Genomic DNA, 23263 nt, shown 5'->3' on the forward strand with positions numbered 1-23263 from the left:
GCATGGAGACCGCCGCCGCACCGTCCGCCCCCGCGGGCGTCGACTCCCACTGCCCCTACTGCGCGCTGCAGTGCGCGATGACGCTGACGCCGGTCGACGCACCGACGCCGATCGCCGTCGCCGGGCGGGAGTTCCCGACCAACCGGGGCGGGCTGTGCGCCAAGGGCTGGACGTCGGCCGAGCTGCTCGCGAGCGGGCAGCGGCTGCGGGCACCGCTGATGCGCGGCGCGGACGGCTCCTTCGCCGAGGTGACGTGGGAGCGGGCGCTGGACGCCGTGGCGGAGGCGGTCGTGTCGACCCGCGTCCGCGACGGCGCCGACGCGGTCGCGGTCTTCGGCGGCGGCGGTCTCACCAACGAGAAGGCGTACCAGCTGGGCAAGTTCGCCCGCATCGCCCTCGGCACCTCGCGGATCGACTACAACGGCCGGTTCTGCATGTCCTCGGCCGCGGCGGCCGGCAACCGGGCGTTCGGAGTCGATCGCGGACTCCCGTTCCCGGTGGCCGATCTCGACGAGGCCGACACGATCCTCCTGCTCGGCTCGAACGTCGCGGCGACCATGCCGCCGTTCCTCGCGCACCTCGCCGGAGCGCGCTCGCGCGGCGGGCTCGTGGTCGTCGATCCGCGCCGCTCCGCCACCGCCCGCCTCACCGAGGACGGTGCGGGAACGCACCTGCAGCCGGCTCCCGGAACCGACCTGGCCCTGCTGCTGGGGCTCACCCACCTCGTGCTCGCGGAGGGGCTCGCCGACGCGGAGTACCTCGACACGCGGACGACCGGCTTCGACGCGGTCCGCCGCAGCGTCGCGTCGTGGTGGCCGGAGCGCACCTCCTCCGTCACCGGCGTGCCGGTCGAGCTGCTGCTCCGTACCGCGCGGCGACTCGCCGAGGGCCGCTCCTACGTGCTCACCGGCCGCGGAGTCGAGCAGCACGTCGACGGCACCGACACCGCCACCGCGGCGATCAATCTGGCCCTGATCCTGGGCCTCGTCGGCCGCCCCGGCTCGGGCTACGGCACCCTCACCGGTCAGGGCAACGGGCAGGGTGGCCGCGAGCACGGCCAGAAGGCCGACCAGCTGCCCGGCTACCGCTCGATCCGCGACCCGGAGGCGCGCCGCCACGTCGCCGGCGTCTGGGGAGTCGACGAGGCGTCGATCCCGGGGCCCGGACTGCCGGCCGTCGCGCTGCTGGGCGAGCTCGGCCGCTCCGTCCGCTGCCTTCTCGTGCACGGCTCGAACGTGGTCGTCTCGGCGCCCGACGTCGACGCGGTGCGGGCGGGGCTCGAGGCGCTCGACACCCTCGTGGTCTGCGACTTCTTCCTCTCCGAGACGGCGGCGCTCGCCGACATCGTCCTCCCCGTGCCGCAGTGGGCGGAGGAGGAGGGCACCATGACCTCGCTCGAGGGCCGTGTGCTGCGCCGCCGCCGCGCCCTCGAGCCGCCGTCGGGCGTCCGCAGCGAGCTCTGGATCCTGAGCGAGCTCGCCCGCCGCCTCGACGCGCCCTCGACCTGGTCGACCGTGCCGTCGGAGGTGTTCGACGAGCTGGCGCGCGCCTCCGCCGGCGGCCCGGCCGACTACTCCGGGCTCTCGCACGCCCTGCTCGACACGGGGGCGGAGGCCTACTGGCCCTACCCCGTCGGCAGCACCGGCACGCCCCGCCTCTTCGGCGAGCGCTTCGGACACCCCGACGGCCGCGCGCGGATGGTCGCGGTCTCGGCCGCCGATCGCTCCGTCGTCGACCGCGGCGACGAGCTGACGCTGATCACCGGTCGCTATCTGCAGCAGTACCAGTCGGGCACGCAGACCCGCCGGGTCGCCGAGCTCGACGCCGCGCGGCCGGAGGCGCGGCTCGAGATCCACCCGGCCACCGCCTCGCGACTCGGCGTGCGCGACGGCGCCCCCGTCTCGATCGGCAACGCGCGCGGAGTCGTCACCGCCCGCGCGAGCGTCACCGCCGACATCCGCCACGACACGGTGTTCCTGCCCTTCCACTACGCGGGGCGCCAGTGCGCCAATCTGCTGACGGAAGCGGTCGTCGATCCGATCTCGTCCATGCCGGAGTTCAAGCGCACCCGCGTCTGGGTCCGCGCGGAAGGAGTGGCCGATGCCGTCTGAGACCCCCGAGCGCGTGGTGCTCCTGGGCTACGGCCCCGTCGGCGCGCGCTTCGTCGAGGAGCTGCTGCCCGCCGTCCGCGCCGGATCCGTCGCCCTGACGGTCGTCGGCGCCGAGCCCGAGGACGCGTACAACCGGGTGCTGCTCGCCGAGTACGCCGTCGGCCGGGCTGCGCGCGAGCGCCTCGACCTCGGCGACCGGGCGACGGCGGAGGAGGCGGGCGTCGTCTTCCACCTCGGAGCGGCCGCCGTCGGCCTCGACCGGGCGCGGAACGTCGTGCGCCTCCACGACGACGAGCGGCTCGCCTACGACCGGCTCGTCTTCGCGACCGGCGCGCGCGCGAACGTGCCCACCCTCGCCGGAATGGAGCGCTCGCGCCGCGACCGCCGGGTGCGCTCCGCCTCCCCCGAGACCCTCGATCAGGGCGCGAGTCCGCTGCCCGACCGCGTCGTCGCGCTCCGCGACCTCGCCGACGCGCACGTCGTCCGCGAGGCGGTCCGTACCGGCTCGCGCATCGTCGTGCTGGGCGCGGGGGTGCTGGGAGTGGAGTTCGCGCTCGCCGCCGCCGAGCAGGGCGCAGAGGTCGTCGTGGTCTACCACGGCGACATCCCCATGGGGCGCAACCTCGATCACGGCGGCGGGCGGATGCTCGCCTCGGCGGCTCGCGCAGCCGGCGTCGACATGGTGTCGCACGCCCGCTCCGAGAGCATCCTGCTCGCGCACGACGACCTCGGCCGCGCGCACTTCCAGGCGCTCGTCTGCGCCGACGGCAAGCAGATCGAGGGCGACCTGCTCGTGCTGTCCTGCGGAGTCGGCGCGCGCACCGAGCTCGCGGCGAGCGCCGACCTCGCGGTCTCCACCGGGATCCTCGTCGACGAGCACCAGCGCAGCTGGAGCGACCCGGACGTCTACGCGATCGGCGACTGCGCGCACGTCGCTCCGCGCGGCTCCGCTCTGCCCGACGGCCGCGTCGAGGGCGGGCCCAGCGGACTGATCGGACCCGGGTGGCAGCAGGCCGACCGCCTCGCCGCCCGCATCACCGCCGAGGCGTCCGGGCGCGCGGCCGACGAGCGCGTGCCCGAGGCCCGCCAGGCCGTGGTCATGCTGAAGGCCGAGGGCGTCGACCTCGTGGCGGGCGGCGACCCGACCCCCGAGCCGTGGGACGCGGCACCCCACTCCGCCTCGTGCGGCGACCACGCCGAGGTGACCGTCTGGGCCGACCCCGCTCGCGGCGGCTACGCGAAGCTCGTGACGGTCGGCGGCGTGCTGCGCGGCTTCGTCTCGGTCGGCCTGCCGCGCGTGGGCGCCGAGCTGACCCTGCTGTTCGAGCGCGGCTCCGAGCTGCCCGCCGACCGCTCGAGCCTGCTGCGGCTCGACGCCCCGGATGCGGGAGCCGCCCCGACCGGCGACCCGTTCGCTCCGGACGCCACCGTCTGCTGGTGCAACGGCGTCTCGGCCGGCACCATCACGGAGGCGGCGGCCGCCGGCCACGACACGGTCGCGTGCATCGGCACGGCGACCCGGGCCGGCACCGGCTGCGGCGGCTGCACCGGCCGCATCGCCGAGCTGCTCGCGCGCACGGCCGTGCCGGCCTGAGGGCTCAGAGCCCCGCGTCGACCGCCTCGGCCAGGCGGCGGGTGACGGCCCGCAACTCCAGCTCCGCACCGCGCAGCCGCTCCTCGATCTCGGCCGCGCCGCGCTCGCTCGCATCGTGGCGCCGAGCCTGCTCCTCGGCCGCCTCGTCCGCCGAGCTCCGCGCCTCGGCGAGAGCACCGCGGAGATCGTCGGAGGAGGCCCGCAGCGCCGCGAGCTCGTCGCGGAGCCCGCCGAGCTCGCTCCGGACCGCCGCCAGCTCGTCGCGCAGTGCGGCCGTCTCGGCGCGGACCTCCTCGGTGCGCAGCCGCGCCTGCTCGAAGTACGGCGCCACGAGGCGGTGCACGGCCTCGCGCAGGGCGAGTCCGCCCCGGCCGAGCTTCGTCGGGACGGAGCCGGGGGCCTCCCGGTACTGGTCGTCACTGGTCATCGTCGTCGTCCCGTCCGGAGAGCCGGCGGTGGAGCAGATCCATCGCCCGGCGGTCCTTGTCCATGATGGCGGCCTCGAGGCCGGTGTCGGCGGTGCGCTCCGCGAGGTCGCCCGGTCTCGTGCGGCGCACGAGCGAGCGCTCGATCAGCTCGACCGACCGCTCGAACGAGAGCGGACCGCGCGCCGTCGCCCGTCCGCGGCGGCCCAGGGCCTCCAGATCGACCGCTCCCGTGACCACGTCGCGCATCGCGGCGAGCAGGGAGTCGGCCGAGCGGGTGATCTTCAGGCAGTCCACGCCGTCGATCAGGAACTCGGCCACTCCGCTCGTCCCGGTCACGATCGGCACGCAGCCCGCGGCGGCCGCCTCGACGGGAGCGACGCCGAACGCCTCGCCCGACCAGGTCGGGAACAGGAACGCGTCGGCCCGCCCGTGCGCGGCGAGCACCTCCTCGCGCGGGCGGGCGCCGTGGAACTCGACGAGGCCGTCGAGTCCCGCCTCGGCGGCCCGGGCTCGGTAGCCCTCGACGTCGCCGTCGCCGTACAGGTCGACCCGGAAGTCGCGCGTCTCAGCGGCCAGCGCCGCGGCCGCCTCGAGCACCAGGTCGACGCCCTTGTGCTCGCCGAGCGACGCGGCGAAGGTGAAGCGCGTGATCCCGCCGTCGCGGTAGGTGCGCTCGGCGCCAGTGTCCGGCGGCACACTCACTCCGCGGCCGATCACCTCGACGTCGCCGAGCGGCCGTCCGCCGGCCTCGATCGCCTCGACCAGGGCCGAGCTGACCGCCACGATCTCGCCGCGCGCGAAGTGCAGCGGATCATCTGCTCCGTAGACGGCGAGCACCCGCTCGGGCAGTCCGTCGACGAGCTGGTTCGGCACCCGGTCGCCCAGGTTCCACATCCAGCTCGCGTCGACCGCGCGCAGCAGGTCGATCAGCGCGAGCCCGCCCAGTCCGATCAGGTTGAAGGCGACGACGTGCGTCGGAGCGAAGTCGCGCAGCTCCTCGAGCAGGATCCGCGTGTTCTCGAACCGCGACACCGCGCTCTCGTGGTGCATCAGCTGGGCGATCTCGCCGCCCGTCCGCGGTAGCGGGAAGTACGTGCGCAGGCTCAGCGTGCGGTGCACCTCGACGCCGGAGGGCTCGGGCGGGAGGTAGGTGGGCGTGGTCAGGACCCGCACGGTGTGGCCGCGCGCCGCCATCGCCTCGGCGACCCGCGCGCAGGTCATCTCGTAGCCGCCGAGCACCTGCGGCGGGTAGAGGTTGCTGATGAAGAGGAGCCGCAGGGGCGGAGTCTCGGTGGTCATGCGGAGGGCACCTGCCGATCGGGAGTCGCGTCCCCGCGGATCCGGGCGGTGACCGCCTCCGTGTAGCTCGCACGGGCCTGACGGTCGTTGCCGCCGTCCCAGTAGTTCACGAGGTAGAGGCCGGTCTGCTGGGTGCGCGGGACGAAGGGGAACAGCTGAGCGCGGGGCTCGATCTGGGCGATGCGGTAGCCGGCGTCGACGGAGCGCACGTGCAGCCAGATGTCGTCGGCGTCGGGAGCGATCTCGCGGAACGCGTCGCCGTGCCGCGCGACCTCCTCCATCAGCGCGCGCGGGAACAGCTGCCCCGAGACGGAGGTGCCGAAGACGTCGAAGGACGCGCGGGTGTCGTCGACCGGGCGCCAGCTCGTGTACGGGGCGACCGCTCCGTCGACGAGGCCGACTCGGTGCGCGCGGTAGCAGAGCACCGTCTCGCGCGGGTAGCGGGAGCGGGCGTCGAGCAGGCCCCGCAGCCACGTGCGCGGGTAGACGATGTCGTCGTCCGAGGTGACGAGGTCCCGCTCGCCCGCGCGGCCCGACAGCAGGTGCGGGTAGTACTTGGTGTGCACCCGGTATCCCTCCACCAGCCGCACCTCGAGGCCCCGTCGGCGCAGCCGTTCGAGCGCCGGTGGCAGGTCGGCGGCGAGCGCCGGGTCGTCGAGCCACAGCACCAGCCGGGCGGGCCTGGCGTCGCCGCGGGCGATCGACTCGAGGGCCACATGCACGCGCCGGATGCGCTCGCCGTGCGTGGTCATGGTGACCACGACCTCGCCGTCCGGGTCGACGACGGATCGGCGCGAGAAGCGGTTCGCGAGGTCCAGCGCCAGCAGCTCGAGCCGGAACGCGAGCGACGCGGGGTGGTCGATCGGACGCGCGGCGACGGCCGCCGCTCGGCGCTCGCGGAGCCCGCGCGGCACGGCCCGGACCCGGCGGGAGAGCGCCAGGAGGCGGGTCCTCGGGCGCACCCTCCGACCCAGCGCGGCGAGCCGGGTGCGAGGTCGTACTCGGCGGCCGAGCGCGGCGAGGGCGGGATGCATCGCTCCAGGATAACGGGAGCCGTCGGCAGGCCCCGGGGCGCTCAGTGCTCGTCGACCACGGCGAACGCGCGCACCGGGAAGGTCCCGAATCCGCTCACCTTCGGCGGCACCGCGGTGAAGCGCGCCCCGGAGGCGGGCAGCTCGTCGAGGCCCGTGAGGTGCTCGACGACGTGCACGCCGGCCCCCAGGAGGAGGGAGTGGGCCGGGCGCGTCCCGGTGCCCTGGGTGTCGTCGATGTTCAGCGAGTCGATGCCGACGAGCACCGCGCCGCCGTCCACGAGCGCCCGCGCACCGTCCTCGGTGAGGAACGGAGCGTCGCGCGCGTACTCCGCGGTGGCGAAGCGCGCGTCCCAGCCGGTCGACAGCAGCACGGCCGCACCGCGCACGTCGAGTCCGGCGAACGCCTCCGGCCCGATGGCCCGATCGCCGCGCGCGGTCACCACGAGCGCCGGGAGGTCGACGAGCGTGGCGAGATCGAGGCCCGCGAGGTCCGTGCCCCCGTCGTAGCGGTGGAAGGGGCTGTCGAGGTAGGTGCCGGTGTTGCCGATCATCTCGATGACGTCCAGCGCGAACTCGGTGCCCGGGGCGTAGGAGGCGCGCGAGGCCTCGCGGGTCAGGTGCGGCCGGATGCGCGGCGCGGGCAGCCCCGGGTAGGTGACGAGGCCGTCCGAGACGGTGTGGCTGAGGTCGACGAAGCGGCGCGGGGAGGAGGTCATACGCCGATCCTCGCAGTGGCCGGATCTCACCGTCCCACTACTTCCTGCCACTCCCCCGCGCCTTCGGGCCAGAGGCCGGGCGCCCCGGCGTCAGCGCTTGGGCAGCGCCGCCGACAGGTCCGCGATCAGGTCGTCCGCGTCCTCGATGCCCACCGAGAGCCGCACCAGCGACTCCGACACTTCGAGCGGCGTGCCTTTGACCGACGCGTGCGTCATCTCGCTCGGGTAGCCGATCAGCGACTCCACGCCTCCCAGCGACTCGGCGAGCTGGAACAGCTCCGTCGACTCGGCGAACTTCCGCGCGGCGCGGGGCGTCGCGAGCACGACCGACAGCATGCCGCCGAACCCCGACATCTGGCGCTTCGCCAGCTCGTGGCCCGGGTGCGTCGGCAGCCCCGGGTAGTGCACGGCCGTCACCGCGGAGTGCTCCGCGAGGAACTCCGCGACCTTCTGCGCGTTGGCCGAGTGCCGCTCCATCCGGATCGCGAGCGTCTTGATGCCGCGCACGGTGAGCCAGGCGTCCATGGGGCTCGAGATCGCTCCGACCGCGAACTGCAGGAACCCGATCTTCTCGGCGAGGGGTCCCGAGCGCAGTGCGAGCGCGCCGCCCACGACGTCCGAGTGGCCGCCGAGGTACTTCGTGGTCGAGTGCACGACCACGTCGGCGCCCAGCGCCAGCGGCTGCTGCAGAGCGGAGGAGGCGAAGGTGTTGTCGACGACGACGATCAGGTCGTGCGCGTGGGCCAGGTCGGCCAGCTCCGCGATGTCGCTGATGGTCATCAGCGGGTTCGACGGGGTCTCGACCCACAGCATCTTCGTCTCACCGGGGACGATCGCGCGCTGCACCTCGCGCAGGTTCGACATGTCGACGGCCGTGTTGCGGATGCCCCACGCAGCGTGCACGCGGTCGATCAGCCGGTGGCTCCCGCCGTACGCGTCGTTGCCGAGCACGATGTGGTCGCCCGGGGCGAGCGCGGCGCGCAGCAGGGTGTCCTCGGCCGCGAGGCCCGACGCGAACGAGTAGGCGACGTCCGCGCCCTCGATCGAGGCGATGAGCTCCTGCAGGGAGTCGCGCGTCGGGTTCGCCGAGCGGGCGTACTCGTAGCCGCCGCGGAATCCTCCGATGCCGTCCTGGACGAAGGTCGACGTCATGTAGACGGGCGGCACGACGGCGCCGGTGGTGGGGTCGAACTCCTGTCCGGCGTGGATGGCGCGGGTGTCGAAGTGCTGCTTCTTGGGCATGAGCGTGCTTTCCGGGTCGAGAGGAGTCGGGGAGGGGGGTGCGCCGGTCACGCGCTGGCGAACGAGAGGAGGTCCTGCCGCGTGATGACCGCGACGGGCTTGCCCTCGTCGGTGACGAGGAGGGCGCTGCGGTCGGTGAGCGCGGCCCGGGCGGCCGAGACGCTCTCGCCGAGGCCGATCAGGGTCAGCGGGTCGCCGGCGGAGGGGCCGAGCGGGTCGGTCATGGAGGCGGCGCCGCTGAAGACGCGGTCGAGCAGCTCTCGCTCGTCGACCGCTCCGACGACCTCGCCCATCACGACGGGCGGCTCGGCCGAGAGCACCGGCAGCTGCGAGACGCCGTACGTCGTCATGATCTCGATCGCGTCGCGCACGGTGTCGCTCGGATGCGCGTGCACGAGGTCGGGCAGCTCGCCGGTCTGCGGATTCGCGGCGCGGGCGCGCAGGACGTCGCGGACGGTGCTCTCCTCGCGGTGCTCGAGGAAGCCGTAGGAGCGCATCCACCGGTCGTTGAAGATCTTGCCGAGGTAGCCGCGGCCGCCGTCGGGCAGCAGCACGACGACCACGTCGTCGGGGCCGAGGTCGGCGGCCGCCTTGAGCGCGACCGACACGGCCAGCCCGCTCGAGCCGCCCACGAGCAGTCCCTCCTCGCGGGCGAGCCGGCGGGTCATCGCGAACGACTCGGCGTCGCTGGAGGCGATGATGCCGTCGACCACGCTCGGGTCGTAGGCGCTGGGCCAGAAGTCCTCGCCGACGCCCTCGGTGAGGTAGGGGCGCCCGCCGCCGCCCGAGTAGACCGAGCCCTCGGGGTCGGCGCCGATGATCTGCACGCGGCCGTCCGACACCTCCTTGAGGTACCGGCCGGTGCCGCTGATGGTGCCGCCCGTGCCCACTCCGGCGACGAAGTGGGTGATGCGGCCGGCGGTGTCGCGCCAGATCTCGGGGCCGGTGGTCTCGTAGTGGCTGAGCGGCCCGTTGAGGTTCGCGTACTGGTTGGGCTTGAAGGCGCCGGGGATCTCGCGGGCGAGGCGGTCCGAGACGGAGTAGTAGGAGTCGGGGTCGTCCGGCTCGACGGCCGTCGGAGTGACGACGATCTCGGCCCCGTAGGCCGTGAGCACGTTGCGCTTGTCCTCGCCGACCTTGTCGGGCAGGACGAAGACGCAGCGGTAGCCGCGCTGCTGGGCGACGAGCGCCAGGCCGACGCCCGTGTTGCCGCTCGTGGGCTCGACGATCGTGCCGCCGGGCTTCAGCAGGCCGTCGCGCTCGGCCGCATCGATGATGCGGGTGGCGATGCGGTCCTTCGAGGACCCGCCGGGGTTGAGGTACTCCACCTTCACGAGCACGGTGGCCCGCACTCCGGACGCGACCGGTCCGAGCTTCACGAGGGGGGTGTCCCCGATGAGGTCCAGCACCGAGTCGGCGTAGGCCATCCCGGTGTCCGGGCGTGCTGGCAGGGCTCGATCGAGGGTCATGGGAAAAGCGTAGCAACCGCTGTTCGGCATGTGACGGGAGCGCCTGAACCGCCGCCGGGAACCCGCGCGTGCCCCGTGACGCGGGTGCTCGGGGTGCCCTATCGTGGGGCTCCGCGGCCGTCTCGACGCCCGCTCGAGACACCCCCCGAGACGCGCGGAACGGACCAGCATGACCACTCCGATCGCCGCCGTTCCGCGGGGCGGCACCGACGGCCGACTCCTGCGCCTGCTCGGACCCGCCATGGTCGCCGGAGTCGCCTACCTCGATCCCGGCAACGTCGCCAGCAACATGACGGCCGGCGCCCGCTTCGGCTACCTGCTCGTCTGGGTGGTGGTCCTGGGCAACCTGATGGCGTGGCTGATCCAGTACCTCTCGGCCAAGCTCGGCCTGATGACCGGCCGGAGCCTCCCCGAGCTGCTCGGCGACCGGCTCCGCGGCCGCTGGGGCCGCCGCGCCTACTGGGTGCAGGCCGAGGTCGTCGCGATGGCGACCGACCTGGCCGAGGTGATCGGCGGCGCGATCGCGCTGAACCTGCTGTTCGGGCTGCCGCTGCTCGTCGGCGGCCTGGTGACCGGAGCGGTGTCGCTGGCGCTCCTGCTCATCCAGACCCGCGGAGGCGCGCGCCCGTTCGAGCGCGTCATCACGGCACTCATGGTCGTCATCGCCGTCGGCTTCACGATCGGAGTCGTCGTCGATCCGCCCGACGCGGGCTCGGCCGTCGCGGGGCTCGTGCCGCGCTTCGAGGGCTCGGAGTCGGTGCTGCTCGCCGCGTCGATCCTCGGCGCGACCGTCATGCCGCACGCCATCTACGCCCACTCGGCCCTCGCCCGCGACCGCTTCGGCCGGGTCGACGGCGTCGGCGCCCGCCGGAGGATCCTCACGGCCACCCGGATCGACGTCACCGTCGCGCTCGCGATCGCCGGCACCGTGAACCTCGCGATCCTCCTCCTCGCCGCCCACTCGCTCGCGGGCGTCGCCGGCACCGACAGCCTCGAGGGCGCGCACGCGGCCATCGGAGCGGCGCTGGGCCCCGTGATCGCGACCCTGTTCGCGGTCGGCCTCCTCGCCTCCGGACTCGCCTCGACGTCGGTCGGCGCCTACGCCGGAGCCGAGATCATGCACGGACTGCTGCACGTGCGGGTGCCGCTCGTCACCCGGCGGCTCGTGACGCTGATCCCGGCGCTCGTCGTGCTCGCCGTGGGCTTCGACCCGACCCGCGCGCTCGTGCTCAGCCAGGTGGTGCTGTCGTTCGGCATCCCCTTCGCGCTGGTGCCGCTGGTGATCCTGACGCGCGACCGCCGGCTGATGGGCGACCAGGCGAACCGCTGGTTCACGACACTGGGGGCGGTCCTCGCAGCCGTGTTCCTCATCGTGCTCAACGCGCTGCTGCTCTGGCTCACCTTCGCAGGCTGAATCGCCCGGCCGAACCCGGTGCCGATCGCGTTGATCCGATCCGGAGCCTGTCTCGTTATCCTCTGAGAGCGCCTCTCAGGGCGCCTGCGCCGCGCGACGGCGCGACCGCCCCCGGATGGAACGAGAGAACGCCGCCGTGCCCAAAGACACGATGTCCGCCAAGAACCGCGCCCGCCAGGAGAAGGTCGAGGCCTACAAGCGCGAGCAGGCGCGCAAGAAGAAGAGCGGCCGCATCTGGATCGTCTCGCTCTCGGCCCTCGCGATCCTCGCGATCGGCGGCATCGTGGCGGTCACCGTGATCGGCAACCAGCAGATCGTCGAGGCGCGCAACATCGACGGCCTGCAGACCTTCGAGAACGAGGCCGACCACGTCACGGGCGCCGTCGAGTACCCGCAGACTCCCCCGGCCGGAGGCCAGCACAACGCCGTCTGGATGAACTGCGGCGTCTACGACCAGCCCGTCCCGAACGAGAACGCGGTGCACGACCTCGAGCACGGCGCCGTGTGGGCGACCTACGACCCCTCCCTCCCCCAGAGCGAGGTCGACTCGCTGATCGCGGCGCTGCCCGACACCTACACGGTCGTCTCGCCGTACGAGGGCCTCGAGTCGCCCATCGTGCTGAGCGCCTGGGACGCTCAGGTCGCGATCGACTCCCCCGAGGACCCGCGCATCGACGCCTTCGTCGAGCGCTTCTGGCAGGCGTCGACCGCCCCCGAGCCCGGAGCACCCTGCACCGGGGGCATCGACGCCCCCGGCAAGCAGTGATGGCGGCGGGCAGCACCCGGGGCCGCGTCCTCGTCGCCGCGGTCGCCGTCGTCGCCCTCCTCCTGGGCGTCGCCGGCGGCTACGTCGTCGGAGCGCTCGCCCCGTTCGCGCCGACGGCGACCCCGTCCTCGACGAGCGCCGAGGCCGGCTTCGCCCGCGACATGCAGGTGCACCACCTCCAGGGCGCCGAGCTGGCGCTGATCGCGCACGAGCGGAGCACCGACAGCGAGGTCCTGACGATCTCGACCGACATCCTGCTCACTCAGCAGCAGCAGGCCGGCCAGCTCTTCGGCTGGCTCGTCTCGTGGGACCTGCCCCAGGCCTCCCCCGAGCCGTCGATGACCTGGATGGGCCGGCCGACCCTCGAGGGTGCCGCCGACGAGCACTCGTCGATGGGCATGGGCACCGAGGAGGGCGTCGTGCCGTCGAGCATGCCCGGCCTCGCGACCCCCGATCAGATCCGCGCGCTCACCGCGTCGTCGGGCCGCGACCTCGATCGCATGTTCCTCGAGCTGATGATCGCGCACCACCGCGGAGCGATCGACATGGCCGAGGCGCTGCTCGCCCGCAGCCGCGACCGCGTCGCGACCGACTTCGCCACCTCCGTCGTGAAGGCCCAGGAGGCCGAGATCACGCTGATGGAGCAGATGCTCGAGGACCGCCCGGCCGCCTGACGCCGGGTCCCCCGCACGACGGGACCGCCCACTAGGCAGAACCACCATCTTGTCGTCGGCAGTGGCGCGAATTACCGTGAGCAGGCCCCGCTTCCCGGGGACACACGACCAGCCGCACGGGGGCCCTGCCATGACGACCAGCACGACCAACGGCGACCAGTGGCCAGCGCCAGTGCCCTCGACCCGCCGCCCTGCGGAGAAGAAGCGCCGGACGGTCCCGCTCCAGGCGTTGGTCTGGTCGTCGGTCGGCGCCCTCACCGTGGGCTCCCTGCTGGGCACCGGCACCACGGGCGCCGGTCGCGGAGACCTCCAGGACCAGCTCGACTCGACCGCCGAGCAGCTCGTCGAGTCTCAGGATGTGCTCGCCGAGCAGCAGGAGCAGCTCGCCTCCGCCGTGTCCGATCTCGCCGAAGCGACCTCCTCCTCGGCCGGTCTGCAGTCGAGGATCGACGCGCTCACCACTGAGGCGTCGACCTCCGCGGCGACGATCGCCTCCCGCGACACGCGCATCGCCGAGCTGGAGTCCGCGGCAGCGGCGGCGACCGCAGCAGCAGTCGAGGCCGCGCAGGTGGTCGCCGTCCCCGCCCCGGCCCCTGCAGCGCCGGCGGCCGCTGCGCCCGCTCCCGCCGCAGCATCGGCCTACTACGAGAACTGCACGGCGGTCCGTGCCGCCGGGGCGGCTCCCATCCGCACCGGCGACCCCGGCTACAGCCGGAAGCTCGACCGCGACGGCGACGGGATCGCCTGCGAGTGACCGGCCCCGGAGCCTGATCCCGGCGGTGGTTCGACGCGAGTGGACTCGGAACGGGGGCCGCACCACGGGCAGCACCCGGTTCGCGTCTGCTCACACGCGCAGGCTGCGTCGAGTGGACGCGGAACGGGGCCCGCAGCCCGCGCAGTGGCCGATTCGCGGCACCTCGGCGGGCCGACTTCCACGCTCAGGCGGTGACCGACGACTCGGCCTGCTGGGCGTAGAGGGAGGCGTAGAGCCCGTCGAGCGCCAGCAGCTCGCGGTGCGTGCCCGACTCGACGATGGTGCCGGCCGCGACCACGTGGATGACGTCGGCCGAGACGACCGTCGAGAGGCGGTGGGCGATCGCGATGGTGGTCCGGCCGCGCGAGGCGTCGTCGAGGGCGGCCTGCACGATCCGCTCCGAGACGGTGTCGAGGGCGCTCGTCGCCTCGTCGAGGATGAGGACGGCCGGGTCCTTCAGCAGGACGCGCGCGATGGCGAGCCGCTGCTTCTCGCCGCCTGAGAGGCGGTAGCCGCGCTCGCCCACGAGGGTGTCGTAGCCGTCGGGGAACGAGACGATCGTGTCGTGGATGTTGGCGGCGCGCGCGGCCGACTCGAGCTCCTCCTGCGTCGCGTCGGGGCGGGCGTAGCGCAGGTTGTCGCCGATCGTCGCGTGGAAGAGGTAGGTCTCCTGGCTGACGATGCCGATGTGCGAGACGAGCGACTCCTGGCGCAGCTCGCGTACGTCGGTGCCGGCGAAGCGCACGGCGCCGCCGGTCACGTCGTACAGGCGGGGCACGAGGTACGAGATCGTCGTCTTGCCCGCTCCGGAGGGGCCGACGAACGCGACGAACTGACCCGGGGCGATCGAGACGGAGACGTGGTCGAGGGTCGGCCGCACCTCCTCGGTCTGGTCGGGGTAGCGGAACACGACGTCGTCGAGCTCGACGCGGCCGAGCTCCCCGTCGACGTCGCGGGCGTTCGCGCGGTCGGTGATCGCGGGCCGCAGGTCGAGGTACTCGAAGATGCGGGCGAAGAGCGCACCGGCCGTCTGGAGGTCGAGGGCGACGCGCATGAGTCCCAGGAGCGGCCACATGAGCCGGGCCTGCACGGTGGTGAACGCGACGACCGTGCCCGCGGTGACCGTGGTGCCGCCGAGGATCAGCCAGGCGGCGGCGAGGTACACGACCACGGGGATCACCGAGAGGAAGATCTGCACCGTCGCGAAGAACCACTGGCCGGACATCTGCTGGCGCACCTGCAGATCGATCTGCCGGCCGTTCTCGTCGGCGTAGCGCGACACCTCCGACTCCTGCCGCCCGAAGCTCTTCGCCAGCAGGATGCCGGAGACGCTCAGCGTCTCCTGCGTGATCGCGGTCATCTCGGACAGCGACTCCTGCGTCTTCGTCGCGATGCGCGCACGCACCTGGCCGACGCGGCGCTGGGCGACCACGAGGACGGGCATGAGCACGAGAGCGACGATCGTCATCTGCCACGACAGCAGCAGCATCGCCACGACGGCCGCGATCACGGTGACGGTGTTGCCGAGCACGCTGGACACCGTGTTGGTCAGCACGGAGGCGACTCCGCCGACGTCGTTCGCGAGGCGCGACTGGATCACTCCGGTGCGCGTGCGGGTGAAGAAGCCGAGCTCCATCGCCTGCAGGTGGCGGAACAGGCGGATGCGCAGCTCGCCCATCACGGAGTTGCCGACCGTGGCGGTGAGGAGCGTCTGCCAGACGCCGAGGACCGCCGAGAGCACCCAGACCAGCACCATGATGCCGACGAGCTCGAGCAGGACAGGCAGGTTCGGCGTGCCCTCGGGCGGGAACAGGCCGCGATCGAAGGCGAGCTGGGTGAGCAGCGGCGGCACGACCGTGAGAGCGGCGCCGACGAGGACGAGCGCGACCGTGAGTGTCAACTTGGCGCGGTGCGCGCGGAACAGATCCGCGATGCGCCGCAGCAGGTGCTCGACCCGCGGGGCCTCCTCGTTCTGCCGCCGCTGGCGGTCGGGATCGCTGCTCGAGATCCTGCCCCGCACCGCTCCCGGGCGCATGCCGCCGCTCGCCGCCACGTCGCCCATCCTGCTCATCGCTCGACCATAACCCCGGCCGCCGACACCTTCTCCCGCTTCCGCCCAGGGCGGATCCGTGCTTTTGGATCCGCCCGATCAGCGGGGAACGTCGAACGGCCCGGGCCCCCTGCTGAGCAGGAGTCCCGGGCCGTGGAGCGACGCGCGGTGCCGCGAGGCGCAAGGCGGAGGAGGAGAGCTGTAGCGGAGCTACTGCCGACGACGACAACGCCGCGGATCGCGGTGCCGCGGGTCGCTCAGCCCTTCGTGGCGCCGGCGAGGAGGCCGCGGACGAAGAACCGCTGGAGGGCGAAGAACACGATGAGCGGCACGATGATCGAGATGAACGCGCCCGCCGTGAGCAGCTCCCACGACTGGCCGTAGGAGCCCGAGAGGTCCTGCAGCGCCTTCGTGATCGGCAGCCCCTGCCCTGAGGTGAAGACGGTCGCGACCAGCAGGTCGTTCCAGACCCAGAGGAACTGGAAGATGCCGAAGGAGGCGATCGCCGGGACCGAGAGCGGGAGGACGATGCGGAAGAAGATCTGGCCGTGGCCGGCTCCGTCCACGCGCGCCGCCTCGATGACCTCGCCCGGGATCTCCGAGATGAAGTTGTGGAGCATGAAGATCGCGAGCGGCAACGCGAAGATCGTGTGCGCGATCCACACCTTCGCGTACGAGCCGTCCAACCCGTTCACCCCGAGCCCGGGGAGGATGTAGAGGTTGCCGATGCGCAGGCCGTCCGAGAACAGCTGCAGCAGCGGGACGAGCGCCATCTGGATCGGCACGATCTGCAGCGAGAACACGAGCACGAAGAGCGTGTTGCGGCCCTTGAAGTCGATCCAGGCGAACGCGTAGGCCGCAAGGCTCGCGATCGTGATCGGGATCAGCGCCGCGGGCAGCGTGATGACGAGCGAGTTCACGAACGCCTTGCCCAGCGTCAGGCTGTCGCCCGAGTTGATGGCGTTCGCGTAGTTGTCGAGCGTGAAGCCCGGGTTGGCGAAGATCGTCCACCAGCCGGTCGTCTTGATGTCGTTCGCGGGGCGGAACGACGAGATGAACAGCCCGAGGGTCGGGATCGTCCAGATCGCCGCGATGATCGCGGCCGCGAGGGTCGCTCCGCGCGAGGTGGTCGCCTTGCGGACCTTCCCGCTGGCCGTCTCGATCATCGACTCCCCGCGGGCGAGGCGCCGTTCGGTGGTGCGGTCGACCGGGACCTGGATCGGAGTGGGCGTGACGCTCATCGGATCTCCCTCTGCTTGGCGAGCTGGCGGGCGTTGTAGACGACGATCGGCAGCACGAGCAGGAACAGGATGACCGCGAGGGCCGCGCTGTAGCCGCTGCGGGCTCCGAGCTGGAACTGGCGCACCATCTCGAAGGCCAGGACCGTCGTGTCGGAGCGGCCGCCGGTCATCGCCGAGACGATGTCGAAGACCTTCAGGGACGCGATCGAGATGGTCGTCAGGACCACGACGATCGAGGAGCGGATGCCCGGCACCGTGACGTTCCAGAAGGACTGCCAGGCGTTGGTGCCGTCGAGCGACGCCGCTTCGAGCTGCTCGGACGGGACGCCCTTGATGGCGGCGGAGAGCACCGTCATCGCGAAGCCGGCCTGCGTCCAGATGAGCACGACGACGAGGAACAGCGTGTTCCACGGCTCCAGGCCCAGCCAGTCGACCGGAGTGGCGCCGAACGCGGTCAGGATGCCGTTCAGCACACCGATCTGCTCGCCCTGGCGCACGTCGTAGAAGAACTTGAAGATGATCGAGGCGCCGACGAACGAGATCGCCATCGGCATGAAGACCAGCAGCTTGAAGAACTTCTCGCCGCGGCTCTTGTCGATGAACACGGCGTAGGCGAGGCCGATGGCCGTCGCGGTGATCGGGGCGAGGAGCACCCAGACGACCGTGTTGAGGAAGGCGGTGACGCCGTCGGGGCTCGTGAAGACCCAGATGAAGTTGTCGAGACCGGCGAAGCCGGATCCGTCGTTCTTCATGAACGCGTTGAGCGCGGTCGTGATCGTCGGGTAGATCAGGCCGATCAGGATGAAGAACGCGGCCGGAGCCATGAACGCGACCAGCTGGAGCCCGTAGCCCGCGCCTTTGCGGGATCGGAAGTCGAGCAGGAACAGGATCCCGCCCAGCACCGCGGCGACGACCGCGACCCACATGACCGAGTTGTAGAGACCGAACGCCAGGAGGAGTACCACCGGCAGGAGCACGGTGACCGCGAGACGCAGGACCGTGTAGCCGGTGCCGCGCCGGGGCGCGATCTCGACGAAGAACAGGATGATCGCGACGACTGCCGCGAACGCGAGGAGGATGATCGGGATCTGCGCGAGCGGGGGGATGCTCGCGAGCCACTGGAAGAATGCGGACATGGACGCCCTTTCGAGTGCGACTCTGAACTCAGCTGAAGCCTAGCGAGGACGAGGGCCGCCGCCCAGGGAGCGGCGGCCCTCGTCCTCGGTGCCGCTAGGAGGTGTATCCGGCCTGGATCTCCTCGAGGACCTGATCGGTGCTCGAGCCGTCGATCCAGTCGACCATGCCCTTCCAGAAGCTGTCGGCACCCACGGACTTCGGCATGAGGTCCGAGCCGTCGAAGCGGAACGTGGTGTCCTCGCTCTGCAGGATGGCGATCGAGTCCTTCAGGATCGCGCTGCCCGCGTTCTCGGCGTCGAGGCCCTTGTTGGCAGAGATGACTCCGCCGAGCGAGACGCGGCTGTTGGCCCAGTCGGCGCTGGCCAGGTACTCCTGGACCTTCGCGGTGTCCTCGTCGTTCGAGAACGCGGCGACCATCTCGCCACCACCGGTGACGGCCTGGGGGTCGTCGGCGTTGGTCGGCGGGGTCAGGAAGGCCCAGACGTCGCCGTCCTCGGACACGTCGGCGCCGGCCGAGATCAGGAAGCCCTCGAAGAAGGACGCCTGGTGGGTCAGCGCGCAGGTGCCGTTGGCGATGTTCTGCGCGACGTCGCCGAACGCGGTCGAGTTGATCGACGAGACGTCGCCGTAGCCCGCGTTGACGAGGGTCGGGTCGAGGAGGATCGAGCCGACGGAGTCGAACGCCGCCTTGATCTCGGGGTCGGTGAACGGGGTGTCGCCCGCGACCCAGGAGTCGTACACGTCAGGGCCGGCCTCGCGGAGGACGGCGTCCTCGATCCAGTCGGTGCCGGGCCAGCCCGACGCCTCACCGGAGTTGAAGCCCGCGCACCAGGACGGTCCGCCGGTCTTCTCGGCGATCGTCTTGCCGAGCGCCTCCATCTCGTCCCACGTGGTGGGAACGGAGACGCCCCACTCGGCGAACTTCGCCGGGGAGTACCAGATGTAGCCCTTGACGCTCGCCATCAGCGGAGCGCCGTACTGGGTGCCGTCCACCTGGCCGTACTTCTGCCAGTCCTCGGACCAGTTGTTCTGCACGTTGGTCAGGGCGCCCTCGGGCAGCTCCTGGACCTTGCCGGAGGCGACGGTGTCGGCGAGCAGTCCCGGCTGGGGGAAGATCGCGAGGTCGGGGGTGTCGCCACCCTGGACCTTGATGCCGATCTGCTTCTCGAACTCCTTGTCGCCCGTGTACTTGATGTCGATGCCCGACTCCTCCTCCCAGTCCGCCCAGGACTGCTCGAGGAGGGTGGCCTCGTCACCGTTGATGGTGCCGTAGACGTTGACGACGCCGTCGGCCGTGCCGACGGAGTTGCCGGTGCCGCCACCGGCGTTCGGGTCGTTGGGGTCGCTGGCGCCGGAACAGCCGGCGAGCGCGATTCCGGCTGCCGCGAGAACGGCGACCGGAAGGGTGATACGGCGGTGCAGGGATGACCGCATGGTTCCTCCTCATTGAGTGGTGGTTCAGCCGAGGGCGAGGCCCGTCAGACTCGAGTGCCGCAGGGAGGTCCTCCGTGCGGATCACCGGTTTCACGTGGGCAGGGCTCCCACGGAGGGAAACCTTTCCACAACTTCGATGAAACCACAACGCCCACGGTAGAGCGCTCTCTCAGATAACGATTTGGCGTCGAACCGCGGATCACGCCGCGGAACGACGGCGCTCGACGTCGATGCGGAATGGTGATGACCCCACGGAAGGGGTATAACTTCCTGGAACCGTTTCCAGCATCGACGCCGGACGGGACGGGAGGTACGCCGTGACGGGCATCGAAGAGGTCGCCGAGCTCGCCGGGGTCTCGAAGGCGACGGTCTCGCGTGCCCTGAGCGGTCGCGGCTACGTCTCGGCGGGGACGAAGCAGCGGGTCGAGAAGGCCGCCGCGAGCCTGGGCTACGTGGTCTCGGCGAACGCCTCGAGCCTGGTCACCGGGCGCAGCAACAACGTCGCGGTGATCATCCCGGTGATCAACCAGTGGTTCTTCGGCGGCATCATCGACGGCATCGAGCACGCCCTCCTGGCGGCCGGCTACGACCTGCTGCTCTACAACATCGACAAGCACCGCGACGCGCGGCGCAGCGTCTTCGAGTACTACCTCGTCCGCAAGCGCGTCGACGCGATCGTCGCCGTGACCCTCGAGATCTCGCCCGGCGAGACGGAGGCGCTCCTCGCGCTGGGGAAGCCCGTGGTCGGCATCGGCGGCGAGCTCCCCGGCATCCCCACCTTCAGCATCGACGACGTCGCGGCCGCGCGCCTCGCCACCGAGCACCTGCTCTCGCTCGGGCACGAGCGCATCGTGCACATCGGCGGGCTCGCGGAGGAGGAGATGGACTTCCGCGTGCACACCAAGCGACTCGTCGGCTTCCGCCAGGCCCTCGAGGCGGCGTCTCTCGAGTTCGACGAGAGCACGTTCTCCCCCACCACCTTCGACATCCCCGGCGGCCACCGCGCCGGGCGCCAGGTGCTGGGCGACCCGCGCACCCGCCCGACCGCGATCTTCGCCGCGTCCGACGAGATCGCGATCGGCATCGTGCTGGCCGCGCGGGAGCTCGGGCTGTCGATCCCGGAGGACGTCTCGATCATCGGCATCGACGACCATCCGCTCGCCGACCTCTTCGGCCTCACCTCGATCCGCCAGGACCCGCGGCAGCAGGGCGAGCTGGCCGTCGAGCTGATCCTCGAGGCCCTGGCCGCGCTGGCCCGCGGGGAGGCTCCTCCCCCGGCCCGCCACACCACGATCCCGGCGTCGCTCGTGATCCGCACCAGCACCTCGGCGCCGCGAGGGGCCCGGATCGGAGCGTGAGGGGCAGAATCGGAGCATGAGCGACTCCGACTCCCCCACCGTCCGCGACGTCCCCGAGCGGTCCAGGTTCGAGATCTCGATCGGAGGCGAGACGGCGGGCTACGCCGTGTACTCCCTCCGCGGCGACCGCGTCGTCTTCACCCACACCGTCGTCGAGGACGCCTGGGAGGGCCACGGCCTCGGCAGCGCCCTCGCCCGCGCGGCGGTCGCCGCCGTGACGGACGCGGGTGGCACGGTCGTCCCCCGCTGCCCGTTCATCGCCGCGTGGCTCCGCAAGCACCCCGAGGTGCAGGCCCGCGTGGATTGGCCCGAGGGCTGAGCACCGTTCAGGCCGGAGGGCGGGCGCCGGCGCCGATCTGCTGCAGCGCCCACGAGTTGCCGTCCGGATCGGCGAAGTACGCGTAGAGCACGCCGCCCATGTCGTGCACCTCGCTGACGTCGAGCCCGCGGGACACGAGCTCGGCGCGGACCTGGGCGAGGTCGTCCACCACGAGGTGGAGGTTGCGGACCACGCCGTCCGCCGGGTCCAGGCCCATGCCGGTGCCGAGGACGACCGAGCAGGCCGAGCCGGGCGGAGTCAGCTGCACGATGCGCATCCCCTCGGTCGGCCGGACGTCGTGGTCGACCTCGAACCCGACGACGCCGCTGTAGAACGCCACCGCCCGATCGACATCGGCGACGGGCAGGGGGACGAGCTCGAGTCGCATGCGCATCCGCTCAGTGTGCCGCGCGCGCCGCCCGGCGGCCAGAGTCGGGGGCGGGGAGGACCGACGCGCGAGGATCTCACCTTCCGTACGGCGGCATGGTCTCAGCGAGTCGGCTCACCATCTCGACGATGCTCCCGGCAGCGGAGATCGCGTCATCCACTTCGTCGGGGTCGACTCCGGGCGCATCCATCCGCGGATACTCCACGTCGTTGCGCGTGCGACTCATCCACTCGAACGGCTTGATGGTGCCGCCCAGCGGAGGGTCGAACTGCGCGAGTGCCGCTCGGTAGACCACCACGTGCCCGCCGGAGGATGTGGGACGAAGACCTTGCACGGCCAGGAGCGCGGTGAGGGCCTTCCGCGCGGAGTCGTACGCCGCGCAGAAGGCGAGTTCGCTGTCGGAGGAGCGGAGCGCCGACGCCGACGCGATGTGCGTGCGGGCCTGAGCGAGGAGCCGCTGCGCGTGGTCGGCATTGGACGGCACCTGCTCGAGGTGCCGACGGGCCAGCATGGCGTCGATCGCCTCACGGCCCTTGTCCCAGTGCAGCATCCGCGTCATCGCGCCTCTCCGGCAGGGAGCTCGAGACGGACGAGAGGCCTGCGCCGGACGCCGTGCAGGAACGGATCGTCGTCGGCCTCCCACCGCTCAGGATTCACCGTCCGGGTGTTCACTTCTCGGCGGAGCCGTGCCTCGGCAGCGGTCGCGGCGTCGAGCAGGCCGGCGCGATCGGGTCGACCGATCACCAGGACGTCGATGTCACGAGGATCCGGGCCCGACTCGCCTGAATGGCGCGCAGCCCAGGACCCGTAGATGTACGCCTGATCGATCCCGGAGACGGAGCCGAACTCTCGCGCGAGGACGATTCGCGGCCCGTACGCGTACTCGACTATCTCCGTGACGGGTGCAGCGAGCGGATGGTCGGGGTTGGACCGCACGTACCGGTTCCGTCCGGATCGGCGCTCGAGAACGAAGCCGCTCGCGACGAGTCGGTCGATCTCGCGGAGCACCGAGGGGACGGACGTGCCTATCCGGCCGGCGAGCTCGGTGAGTGTGCTCTCGCGGTCAGCGTCGAGCAGCACTTCGGCGAGCAGATCGCCCTGGAGATCGGATCGCAGGATCGGCGACAGGGAAGGGATCGTGGATTTCACAAAGTTGACGATATCGCTCGAAATGCGAAAGCGATGAGGATTGCTCTGGAAAGGCTCTCGATGGCGCGAGACGCTCGATCGCCGTCGAGTCAGAGGCGGGGGCCGACCACCAGGCGCTCGTGCATGATCTCGACGGCGCGCTCGAGGACACGGCGGTCCTCGGGGGCGAGGTCGGCGAAGATCGGCGTGAGGGCGTCGCCCAGCTGGGAGCGCCAGGCCGCGAGGGCGCCGGCGCCGACCTCGGTGAGCTGGATCTGCCAGGCGCGGGCGTCGGCCGGATCGGCGATGCGGGCGAGCCAGCCGCTGTCGACGAGGTTCTTGACGATCTTGGTCATCGTGGGCTGCGAGACGCGGCTCTGCGAGGCGAGCTCGCCCAGGCGCATCGGGCCCATCGACAGCAGGACCGAGAGCGTGCGCCAGACGGCCTGCGACTCCTGGTTGTCGGTGGCCTGGGCGGCGAGGCGGGTGATGCGGTGAGTGACCGAGACGAAGTCGCTCAGCAGCTCGCTGAGCGAGACCTCGCTCGGCGGCACGTCGCGGGCGGGCAGGCCTGCGAGCGGATCAGGAGCGGACACGCCCCGATTCTAGAGCCCGGCCGGATCCCGGCCCGCGGAGACACGGCCCGGGAACGGCGAAGGGCGCCGCCTCCGAGGAGACGGCGCCCTGCGCGCATGCGCCGACCGGGG

General features: G+C 72.0%; 22 protein-coding genes. 8 read left to right on the top strand and 14 right to left on the bottom strand.

Translation table 11 applies throughout. The features are described 5' to 3' along the window. The first annotated feature begins 2 nt into the window (after positions 1–2). Positions 3–2111, top strand: a complete 2109-nt coding sequence (locus ASF46_RS12400; RefSeq protein ID WP_056867869.1) for a molybdopterin oxidoreductase family protein — start codon at positions 3–5, stop codon at positions 2109–2111. Further along, positions 2101–3705 carry an FAD-dependent oxidoreductase gene (locus tag ASF46_RS12405; RefSeq protein ID WP_056867870.1) on the top strand — a complete coding sequence of 535 codons (1605 nt, stop codon included), beginning with the start codon at positions 2101–2103 and terminating at the stop codon, positions 3703–3705. The genes ASF46_RS12400 and ASF46_RS12405 overlap by 11 nt, the downstream gene beginning before the upstream one ends. A gap of 4 nt (positions 3706–3709) precedes the next feature. Here ASF46_RS12405 and ASF46_RS12410 read toward each other — a convergent pair whose 3' ends face one another. The 6 genes from ASF46_RS12410 to ASF46_RS12435 form a co-directional block, all read right to left on the bottom strand. Further along, entirely contained in the window at positions 3710–4132 is a 423-nt protein-coding gene (locus ASF46_RS12410) for a hypothetical protein (RefSeq protein WP_056867871.1), read from the bottom strand. Then, positions 4122–5432 (bottom strand): glycosyltransferase family 4 protein, encoded by a 1311-nt coding sequence (locus ASF46_RS12415; protein ID WP_056867872.1) that lies wholly within the window; start codon positions 5430–5432, stop codon positions 4122–4124. The genes ASF46_RS12410 and ASF46_RS12415 overlap by 11 nt, the downstream gene beginning before the upstream one ends. Continuing rightward, positions 5429–6466 carry a glycosyltransferase gene (locus ASF46_RS12420; RefSeq protein WP_157602490.1) on the bottom strand — a complete coding sequence of 346 codons (1038 nt, stop codon included), beginning with the start codon at positions 6464–6466 and terminating at the stop codon, positions 5429–5431. The genes ASF46_RS12415 and ASF46_RS12420 overlap by 4 nt, the downstream gene beginning before the upstream one ends. 41 nt (positions 6467–6507) lie before the next feature. After that, a complete protein-coding gene (locus ASF46_RS12425) occupies positions 6508–7182 on the bottom strand; it encodes a cyclase family protein (protein WP_056867874.1) in 675 nt (224 codons plus the stop codon). Between the two features lie 90 nt (positions 7183–7272). Then, on the bottom strand, positions 7273–8424 hold the full coding sequence (locus tag ASF46_RS12430; RefSeq protein WP_056867875.1) for a cystathionine gamma-synthase: 1152 nt from the start codon (positions 8422–8424) through the stop codon (positions 7273–7275). Between the two features lie 47 nt (positions 8425–8471). Further along, the gene (locus ASF46_RS12435; protein WP_055791051.1) at positions 8472–9851 is read right to left on the bottom strand and encodes a cystathionine beta-synthase; all 1380 of its coding nucleotides are present in this window, start codon (positions 9849–9851) and stop codon (positions 8472–8474) included. A gap of 211 nt (positions 9852–10062) precedes the next feature. Here ASF46_RS12435 and ASF46_RS12440 point away from each other — a divergent pair, with 211 nt between their 5' ends. The 4 genes from ASF46_RS12440 to ASF46_RS19590 all read left to right on the top strand — a co-directional run bounded on the left by ASF46_RS12440 (position 10063) and on the right by ASF46_RS19590 (position 13501). Then, complete coding sequence (locus tag ASF46_RS12440; protein ID WP_056867876.1) at positions 10063–11307, top strand: Nramp family divalent metal transporter; 1245 nt, start codon at positions 10063–10065, stop codon at positions 11305–11307. A 136-nt stretch (positions 11308–11443) separates the two neighbouring features. Next, positions 11444–12073, top strand: coding sequence for a DUF3105 domain-containing protein (locus ASF46_RS12445; RefSeq protein ID WP_235576941.1), 630 nt, complete (start codon positions 11444–11446; stop codon positions 12071–12073). Beyond that, positions 12073–12747 (top strand): DUF305 domain-containing protein, encoded by a 675-nt coding sequence (locus ASF46_RS12450; RefSeq protein WP_056867878.1) that lies wholly within the window; start codon positions 12073–12075, stop codon positions 12745–12747. The genes ASF46_RS12445 and ASF46_RS12450 overlap by 1 nt, the downstream gene beginning before the upstream one ends. A 130-nt stretch (positions 12748–12877) precedes the next feature. Continuing rightward, complete coding sequence (locus ASF46_RS19590; RefSeq protein WP_200919711.1) at positions 12878–13501, top strand: excalibur calcium-binding domain-containing protein; 624 nt, start codon at positions 12878–12880, stop codon at positions 13499–13501. Between the two features lie 184 nt (positions 13502–13685). Here the strand turns inward: ASF46_RS19590 and ASF46_RS12460 are convergent, their stop codons facing one another. From ASF46_RS12460 to ASF46_RS12475, 4 genes are all read right to left on the bottom strand, one after another. Further along, positions 13686–15563, bottom strand: coding sequence for an ABC transporter ATP-binding protein (locus ASF46_RS12460; protein WP_056867880.1), 1878 nt, complete (start codon positions 15561–15563; stop codon positions 13686–13688). A gap of 245 nt (positions 15564–15808) precedes the next feature. Beyond that, a complete protein-coding gene (locus ASF46_RS12465; RefSeq protein WP_056867881.1) occupies positions 15809–16792 on the bottom strand; it encodes a carbohydrate ABC transporter permease in 984 nt (327 codons plus the stop codon). After that, the gene (locus ASF46_RS12470; protein ID WP_055791034.1) at positions 16789–17928 is read right to left on the bottom strand and encodes a carbohydrate ABC transporter permease; all 1140 of its coding nucleotides are present in this window, start codon (positions 17926–17928) and stop codon (positions 16789–16791) included. Before ASF46_RS12470 ends, ASF46_RS12465 begins: the two co-directional genes overlap by 4 nt. A gap of 94 nt (positions 17929–18022) precedes the next feature. Continuing rightward, positions 18023–19363, bottom strand: a complete 1341-nt coding sequence (locus ASF46_RS12475; protein ID WP_056867882.1) for an ABC transporter substrate-binding protein — start codon at positions 19361–19363, stop codon at positions 18023–18025. A gap of 317 nt (positions 19364–19680) precedes the next feature. Between ASF46_RS12475 and ASF46_RS12480 the strand changes: the two genes are divergently transcribed. Beyond that, positions 19681–20721: a LacI family DNA-binding transcriptional regulator gene (locus tag ASF46_RS12480; RefSeq protein WP_056867883.1), complete on the top strand. Its 1041-nt coding sequence runs from the start codon at positions 19681–19683 to the stop codon at positions 20719–20721. 16 nt (positions 20722–20737) lie between these two features. Next, entirely contained in the window at positions 20738–21040 is a 303-nt protein-coding gene (locus ASF46_RS12485; protein ID WP_056867884.1) for a GNAT family N-acetyltransferase, read from the top strand. Between the two features lie 7 nt (positions 21041–21047). Here the strand turns inward: ASF46_RS12485 and ASF46_RS12490 are convergent, their stop codons facing one another. The 4 genes from ASF46_RS12490 to ASF46_RS12505 all read right to left on the bottom strand — a co-directional run bounded on the left by ASF46_RS12490 (position 21048) and on the right by ASF46_RS12505 (position 23152). Then, positions 21048–21434 carry a VOC family protein gene (locus ASF46_RS12490; protein ID WP_056867885.1) on the bottom strand — a complete coding sequence of 129 codons (387 nt, stop codon included), beginning with the start codon at positions 21432–21434 and terminating at the stop codon, positions 21048–21050. A 70-nt stretch (positions 21435–21504) separates the two neighbouring features. Next, positions 21505–21987, bottom strand: a complete 483-nt coding sequence (locus ASF46_RS12495) for a HEPN domain-containing protein (protein ID WP_082485469.1) — start codon at positions 21985–21987, stop codon at positions 21505–21507. Further along, positions 21984–22577 (bottom strand): winged helix-turn-helix domain-containing protein, encoded by a 594-nt coding sequence (locus ASF46_RS12500; RefSeq protein ID WP_200919712.1) that lies wholly within the window; start codon positions 22575–22577, stop codon positions 21984–21986. Before ASF46_RS12500 ends, ASF46_RS12495 begins: the two co-directional genes overlap by 4 nt. 89 nt (positions 22578–22666) lie before the next feature. Next, the gene (locus ASF46_RS12505; protein ID WP_235576942.1) at positions 22667–23152 is read right to left on the bottom strand and encodes a MarR family winged helix-turn-helix transcriptional regulator; all 486 of its coding nucleotides are present in this window, start codon (positions 23150–23152) and stop codon (positions 22667–22669) included. Positions 23153–23263: the final 111 nt, after the last annotated feature.

The organism is Rathayibacter sp. Leaf296 (genome assembly GCF_001423045.1).
Taxonomy (GTDB): Bacteria; Actinomycetota; Actinomycetes; order Actinomycetales; family Microbacteriaceae; genus Rathayibacter; species Rathayibacter caricis.

What these genes read in the sequence shown, in the direction of transcription:
- ASF46_RS12415 (WP_056867872.1), bottom strand. Translation starts at nt 5,432, where the DNA reads ATGACCACCGAGACTCCGCCCCTGCGGCTCCTCTTCATCAGCAACCTC.
- ASF46_RS12435 (WP_055791051.1), bottom strand. Translation starts at nt 9,851, where the DNA reads ATGGCCTACGCCGACTCGGTGCTGGACCTCATCGGGGACACCCCCCTC.
- ASF46_RS12485 (WP_056867884.1), top strand. Translation starts at nt 20,738, where the DNA reads ATGAGCGACTCCGACTCCCCCACCGTCCGCGACGTCCCCGAGCGGTCC.
- ASF46_RS12440 (WP_056867876.1), top strand. Translation starts at nt 10,063, where the DNA reads ATGACCACTCCGATCGCCGCCGTTCCGCGGGGCGGCACCGACGGCCGA.
- ASF46_RS12420 (WP_157602490.1), bottom strand. Translation starts at nt 6,466, where the DNA reads ATGCATCCCGCCCTCGCCGCGCTCGGCCGCCGAGTACGACCTCGCACC.
- ASF46_RS12475 (WP_056867882.1), bottom strand. Translation starts at nt 19,363, where the DNA reads ATGCGGTCATCCCTGCACCGCCGTATCACCCTTCCGGTCGCCGTTCTC.
- ASF46_RS12460 (WP_056867880.1), bottom strand. Translation starts at nt 15,563, where the DNA reads ATGGGCGACGTGGCGGCGAGCGGCGGCATGCGCCCGGGAGCGGTGCGG.
- ASF46_RS19590 (WP_200919711.1), top strand. Translation starts at nt 12,878, where the DNA reads ATGACGACCAGCACGACCAACGGCGACCAGTGGCCAGCGCCAGTGCCC.
- ASF46_RS12490 (WP_056867885.1), bottom strand. Translation starts at nt 21,434, where the DNA reads ATGCGCATGCGACTCGAGCTCGTCCCCCTGCCCGTCGCCGATGTCGAT.
- ASF46_RS12430 (WP_056867875.1), bottom strand. Translation starts at nt 8,424, where the DNA reads ATGCCCAAGAAGCAGCACTTCGACACCCGCGCCATCCACGCCGGACAG.
- ASF46_RS12425 (WP_056867874.1), bottom strand. Translation starts at nt 7,182, where the DNA reads ATGACCTCCTCCCCGCGCCGCTTCGTCGACCTCAGCCACACCGTCTCG.
- ASF46_RS12465 (WP_056867881.1), bottom strand. Translation starts at nt 16,792, where the DNA reads ATGAGCGTCACGCCCACTCCGATCCAGGTCCCGGTCGACCGCACCACC.
- ASF46_RS12405 (WP_056867870.1), top strand. Translation starts at nt 2,101, where the DNA reads ATGCCGTCTGAGACCCCCGAGCGCGTGGTGCTCCTGGGCTACGGCCCC.
- ASF46_RS12400 (WP_056867869.1), top strand. Translation starts at nt 3, where the DNA reads ATGGAGACCGCCGCCGCACCGTCCGCCCCCGCGGGCGTCGACTCCCAC.
- ASF46_RS12495 (WP_082485469.1), bottom strand. Translation starts at nt 21,987, where the DNA reads ATGACGCGGATGCTGCACTGGGACAAGGGCCGTGAGGCGATCGACGCC.
- ASF46_RS12450 (WP_056867878.1), top strand. Translation starts at nt 12,073, where the DNA reads ATGGCGGCGGGCAGCACCCGGGGCCGCGTCCTCGTCGCCGCGGTCGCC.
- ASF46_RS12410 (WP_056867871.1), bottom strand. Translation starts at nt 4,132, where the DNA reads ATGACCAGTGACGACCAGTACCGGGAGGCCCCCGGCTCCGTCCCGACG.
- ASF46_RS12470 (WP_055791034.1), bottom strand. Translation starts at nt 17,928, where the DNA reads ATGTCCGCATTCTTCCAGTGGCTCGCGAGCATCCCCCCGCTCGCGCAG.